This is a genomic window from Streptomyces shenzhenensis, assembly GCF_021462265.1.
In the GTDB taxonomy this organism is placed as follows: domain Bacteria; phylum Actinomycetota; class Actinomycetes; order Streptomycetales; family Streptomycetaceae; genus Streptomyces; species Streptomyces shenzhenensis.
The window spans coordinates 1-483 of the sequence record NZ_JAJONF010000200.1 but is presented as its reverse complement, the minus strand read 5'-3'; the positions used below and the strand labels follow the sequence as shown (position 1 = coordinate 483).

At 65.6% G+C, this 483-nt stretch carries 1 pseudogene; it reads left to right on the top strand.

What is annotated here, in order from left to right:
• Positions 1–52: 52 nt before the first annotated feature.
• Positions 53–483: pseudogene (locus LQ326_RS47450) on the top strand (IS701 family transposase); the annotation flags it as partial.

Here is a 483-nt window from a genome sequence, read left to right as displayed (position 1 = left end):
TAGGACTCCGTTAGGTCTGTGTGTTGACCTTGCTCGGGGGCACGGTGAGTGTGTGGACGCACATGAAGTGAACCGTGTTCGGGCGATGTTGGCGTTATTCGTGGCGGATGTGTTCGCCTCGGTGCCGCGGAAGGACCAGCGGGCCAAGGGCGACTGCTATCTGCGGGGACTGATGATGGACGGTCGCCGAAAGTCCATCCAGGCGATGGCCTCGCGGCTGCCGGACGGCAACGAGCAGAACCTGCAGCAGTTCGTGAACCAGTCCACGTGGGATCCGGTGCCGGTGCGCCGGCGGATCGCCGAGCGGATGGTGCCGCAGATCGGCCCTGACGCCTGGGCGATCGATGACGTGTCGTTCCCCCAAGGACGGCAGGATGTCGGTCGGGGTCGCTCCCCAGTACTGCGGTGCGCTGGGCAAACAGGCCAACTGCCAGGTCGCGGTCAGCGTGCATGCGGTCTCCGATGTGGCATCGTGCCCGCTGG